At 72.1% G+C, this 4,745-nt stretch carries 4 protein-coding genes; all 4 read right to left on the reverse strand.

Features of this window, described 5'->3' with window-relative positions:
- On the reverse strand, positions 1-760 hold a 760-nt coding region (locus tag AB0O00_RS29945; RefSeq protein ID WP_363657045.1), incomplete at its 3' end, for a trypsin-like serine protease.
- A gap of 333 nt (positions 761-1,093) precedes the next feature.
- Complete coding sequence (locus AB0O00_RS29950; RefSeq protein WP_363657047.1) at positions 1,094-2,995, reverse strand: hypothetical protein; 1,902 nt, start codon at positions 2,993-2,995, stop codon at positions 1,094-1,096.
- Positions 2,992-3,951 (reverse strand): protein phosphatase 2C domain-containing protein, encoded by a 960-nt coding sequence (locus AB0O00_RS29955; protein WP_363657049.1) that lies wholly within the window; start codon positions 3,949-3,951, stop codon positions 2,992-2,994. The genes AB0O00_RS29950 and AB0O00_RS29955 overlap by 4 nt, the downstream gene beginning before the upstream one ends.
- Positions 3,948-4,631 carry a hypothetical protein gene (locus AB0O00_RS29960; protein WP_363657051.1) on the reverse strand — a complete coding sequence of 228 codons (684 nt, stop codon included), beginning with the start codon at positions 4,629-4,631 and terminating at the stop codon, positions 3,948-3,950. Before AB0O00_RS29960 ends, AB0O00_RS29955 begins: the two co-directional genes overlap by 4 nt.
- Positions 4,632-4,745: the final 114 nt, after the last annotated feature.

The following is a 4,745-nucleotide window of genomic DNA, read 5'->3' on the forward strand; positions in this document are numbered from 1 at the left end:
GGACCGACTGCCCGACGGTCGCGGGGGCGGTGCCGATGGCGGCCGGGGTGATGTCCGCGATCGGGGAGGCGAGGCGGGCCAGGGCCACGTCGCGGTCCGGCTGGGTCGTCCAGCCGGTCACCGTCAGCGAGTGGGCCCCGAACGTGGCCGTCGACTGCCGGTTGCGGAACCAGCTGGCGGGCTGGGGCGGGTCGGACGGGAGGATGCCGAGGCAGCTCTTGGTCGTCAGCACCCACTGGGCGGCGACCAGCGTGCCGGTGCACCCGTGGGCGGCGGGCTCGCCGGGCTGCCCGACCGTGATGCGGCCGATCGCCGGGAAGGCGCTCGCGGTCGACGCGGCCGGCCCGTCGGTGGCGTTCAGCTGCAGCAGCGTGGTCGCGTTGGTGGCGGTGCCCTCGCCCACCGCTTTCCACGTGTTCTTGTCGAGGTCGACGCTGGTGACCTTGCCTTCGGTGTTCAGCGTGGCCTTGACCGCGTGGTCGTCACCCTTGATGAGGTAGACCTGCGGGATCTCCATCGAGAGGGAGGCCGTGCGGTCCGTGATCCTGAAGCAGACCTCGCTCGGGTTCAGGACGCGGCTGTACAGGTGGACCAGGCCGGGCCCCGACGCACAGTCGGCGAGCACGATGTGCCCGTCGCCCGACTTCAGGGTGATGCCCCGGTCGGCGAGGATCTTCGCGGCGTCGGGGTAGGAGAAGTCCTCCACCGGCGCGGACAGGGCCGGCGCGGCGGCCGTCGCCGGCGACGAGAACGTGGCCATGACGGGTACTGCGAGGGCCGTGACCAACGGCCATATCAACCTACGACTCAAACGCAAGTGGACTCCCGGAAGATGTGCCCGGGAAACGCCGCTACCTGCGCCAACGCCCCCGAGCCGGCAATTTCAAACCTCGCGGACGGTAGTGGCCGAGATTCACCGGCGTCAATTTGGACATGACCACTGCTTTGGTGCATTCATGAGGGTCTTTCAGCCACGTGACGGCCCCGCCCGGTCTCCGGCCGTCGAACATCGGCTCACGAACCCGATGAATCCGGGCAATCCGTCCCGGCACGCACCGCCGGGGCGGTGCGGCCCCGTGACAGGCATCACAGGTCACAGGTAGCGCCAGCACATGGTGTAGGCGAGCGAGGGGTAGGCGGTGGGTTGCCGTGTCGTCCAGCCGTAGCCCTGGCAGTAGGCGGCGTCGCTGTACTTGTAGCTGCGCCCCACGACGACGACGTTCGACCTGGCGCAACTGCCCACGTTGGTGAACGTCGCGTCCTCCGCGCTCCCGGTCATGGAGAGACACTCGCCCACGGTGGCGTAGGCGGCGTCGTCCGGGAAGACGTACGACAGGCAGAGCAGGACCTTCCGGCTGGCGCTGGGCGCGTCGTTGATCTTCTTCCACTGGTTGTAGTTCGGCCACCCCTTGCACTGCGACTCGTCCGTGTTGCCCTGGTAGACGGCCAGGACCTTGAAGCTCCCGGACGCGCACGGCACCACGCGCCACGGCCCGCCGGTGCTGGCCCCGGTGACGCAGTCGTCCTTGTGTGCGTGGAAGGCGCCTTCGGAGCTCAAGTAGCTCAGGCAGAGCACCCGTTGGGCCCGTGCGGAGGTGACGCTCTCGTCGCTGTCGGTCACGTCGTCGCAACTGCGCAGGTCCGTGGTGTTCTCGAAGACCCTCAGGACCTTGAACGCCCCGGGCGTGCAGGTGGCGGTGGCCAGGTCGGCGGAGGTGTCCGTGCCGTGGTCGTAGAAGCAGGATCCGACGCTCGCCGTTTCGATCAGGCTCTTGGGCACGGGTGTTGGAGTCGGGGTCGGGGCCGGTGGCGGCGTGTACGGGGGAGGCGTGTACGGCGGAGGCGGCTCGGGCGTGTAGGTGGACGGGTGCCACGAGGAGACGGGCGGCACGGGGTGCGGCGAGGGCGGCTCGATCGCCTGGTGGGATCCGCCGCCCAGGTGCGCGAACACGATCGCGAGGACGACGGCCACGATGACGGCGGCGATGGCGACCCCGGCGACGACCGGCGGGGTGTTCCTGGTGGTCGCCAGGACGGGAGGCTGCGTGTACGCCGGTACGGGGACAGGCCAGGCGTGTGGCGAGAGGGGCACGGTGCCACCGGCCGGTGCGTCCGACGCCGTGGCGCTCGCGGCCCGTAGGTACTCCGCCCACAGGGCCGGTGACGGCCGGCCGGCCGGATCGGGGCCCAAGGAACTCCGGGCCAGATCGCCGAGTGCCGGGCTCATCGCGCTCAGGGACGTGGGGTCGGTGGCCGTCTGGTCACGGGCGAACAGGCGCACCGCGAGCAGTGCGAGCTTGAACACGTCCCCGGCGGGGGTGGCCCGCTCCTCATGGGCGGGGAGCTGCCAGTCGGGCGTCTCGGCCTGCGGCAGCGCGCTCGCACCGCGCAGCCGCATGGCGTCGGAGTCGATGAGGAAGCACTCGGGCCGGCCGGTGGTGGTGAACAGCAGGTTCTTCGGGGACAGGTCGCCGACGGCGATGCCGATGCGGTGCAGCCGGGTCAGGGTGGCGGCGAGGTCGGCGAGGAGCAGCAGCCGGTCCCGGTCGCTGACGACCAGTCCGACGCCGGCGACGTACCCGTCGTCGTTGAGGAGGAACTCCAGGTTCGCGAGGCGCTTCGCCGCCGGGGCGGTGCCGCTCAGGCTCCGGAAGTCGAACAGGAACCGCTCGGGGGCGGCCCGCATGAGGAAGCCCGTCGTGCGTCCCCGGTCCTCGACCAGGGCGGCGGGCCAGGCGGTCTTCTCGCACAGCCACCTGGCCTCGGCCCCGGACAGTTCGCCGAGCAGTCCCACCATGGCGGCCAGCGCGCGGCCGTCGAGGCTGGGGAGCACGTCCGCGCCGTACTCCTTGTAGACGACGTCCCAGCCGCCTCCGTCGGCTTCGTTGATCCTCTTGTTGAGCACGCGGTGGACCGTGCCCTGGCCGCCCTGCCCGAGTCGGGGGCCGAGGAGGAGCGAAGCGCGTTCGACGGCGGGCGGACGGTCGGCGGTCATCGCCGCGCCTCGGTGCTCCGGGGCCAGACCACGAGGAGGGTCCGGTCGTCGTCGAAGGTCTCCCGGGAGAAGTCCAGGACGTGGGCGAGCCACAGGGGCGTCGGCGGTTCGGCGAGGTAGCGGGCGAACAGGGCGCCGACCTGTCCGTCCCCGTCGCCGAGGGGGTCCCCGAAGCCGTCGGTGCCGACCAGCAGCGCGGTTCCGCGGGCCAGCCGCAGGCCGGTGTGGTCGAGCCGGTCGGGTACGTGGGGCAGCGGTGTGACCTCGTTGGTGACGATCGGGGTGTCCGCGCCGGTCTTCGGGTGGAACAGCGGGTGGTACCGCCGGTGCGGGCGGTCCAGCAGCCAGGCTCCCGAGTCGCCGATCCGGCAGAGGGCGACGACGGGTCCGTCGGGGTCGGGCCGGACCACGCCGGTCACCAGGGTGGTCGCGTAGAGCCGGGCGACCTCGGCCGGGTCCGGTTCCCGGCCCGGCGAGCGCCAGCGGGCGACCTGCCACAGCCGCCGCGCCGCGTGGTTCACGACGTCGTGGAGGTCGAGGTGTTCCGGACCGCGGTTGAGCAGGTGGAGCGTCCTGGAGACCGCGGCGCGGCAGGCCTCGGCCGCGCCGAGTTCGGGGCTCGTCGCGTCCGAGACGCCGTCGGCCACCGCGAACGCGACGATGCCCGTGGGGTCGTGCACGGCCGCGCGGGCGGCGTCCTGGCGCGGCTGGGAGTAGTAGCGGTGCCTGGCTCCCCGGACGGAGGCGAAGCGCACGGTGAGGTCCGCCGTGGACCAGCCGTCGCACTCGGTGTCGGGGAAGTCGAAGACGTGCTGCCGGGGCGGCCGTGCCTCGAACTCGACCCCCGGGACGCCGACCGTGATCGGCCGCCACGGCGCGGGGCCGGCCGGTTCGGGCGCAGCCGGGTCGGACGCCGCCCGTGGCCGGTGGGCGCCGTCGGCGCGCGGCCCGGTCACAGCCCGACCTCGTCGATGGCGAGGGTGAACTGGTCCGGCCGGTTGACGACGAGGTGGGGGCGCTCCGAGTTCAGGGCGCGGCCGGAGGCGACCAGGCTCGCGGTGAGCGAGTGGAAGAACTCGGAGACGGCCAGGCCGATGTCGACCCCCGGCCTGGCCATGAAGGCGAATTCCGGGCGGGTGGCGACGTCGAGCATGGTCTGCGCCTCCGCCTCCCCGATGCCACAGGCGATGATGTTCGGTGCGGTCGGCGTCAGGGCCCGGTCGGTGAGCCGGGCGTGCGGGTGGCGCCAGGCGTCGCCGTCGGTCGGCTGGCCGTCGCTGAGGAAGAACACCACGGGACGGTGCACCTTGTAGCCCTGGCCGCGCAGCCATTGCACGTCGGTCGGTATCCGTTGGAGCAGGTCGGTGAACACGGCCCCGTAGTCGGTCAGTCCGCGGATGATCACCTGGGGCAGGGCGGTCTCGGTGCGCATGTCGGCGACGGCGAGGCGGACCTGGACGTCGTCGGAGAAGCCGAGGACGGCCAGCCGGAGCTTGGCCGCCACCATCGGCTCGGCCCGCAGTCCCTCGCACAACGAGACGAGGCCGTCGGACAGTTCATCGCGGTACGGGCCCATGGAACCCGATTCGTCCGCCAGGACGTAGGCGGGCAGCAGCACACCCTTGATCTCGGCCATCGTCTCCCCGTTCGTGGTCGTCGCCGTGGTTGTTGTGGTTCCGCCTGGACGGCTTACGGCAGGAGCGCGCGGACGGCCTCGTCCAGCGCCTCGATCTCGGTGGCGACCGCGGCG

This window comes from Kitasatospora sp. NPDC093558 (genome assembly GCF_040683475.1).
Taxonomy (GTDB): Bacteria; Actinomycetota; Actinomycetes; order Streptomycetales; family Streptomycetaceae; genus Kitasatospora.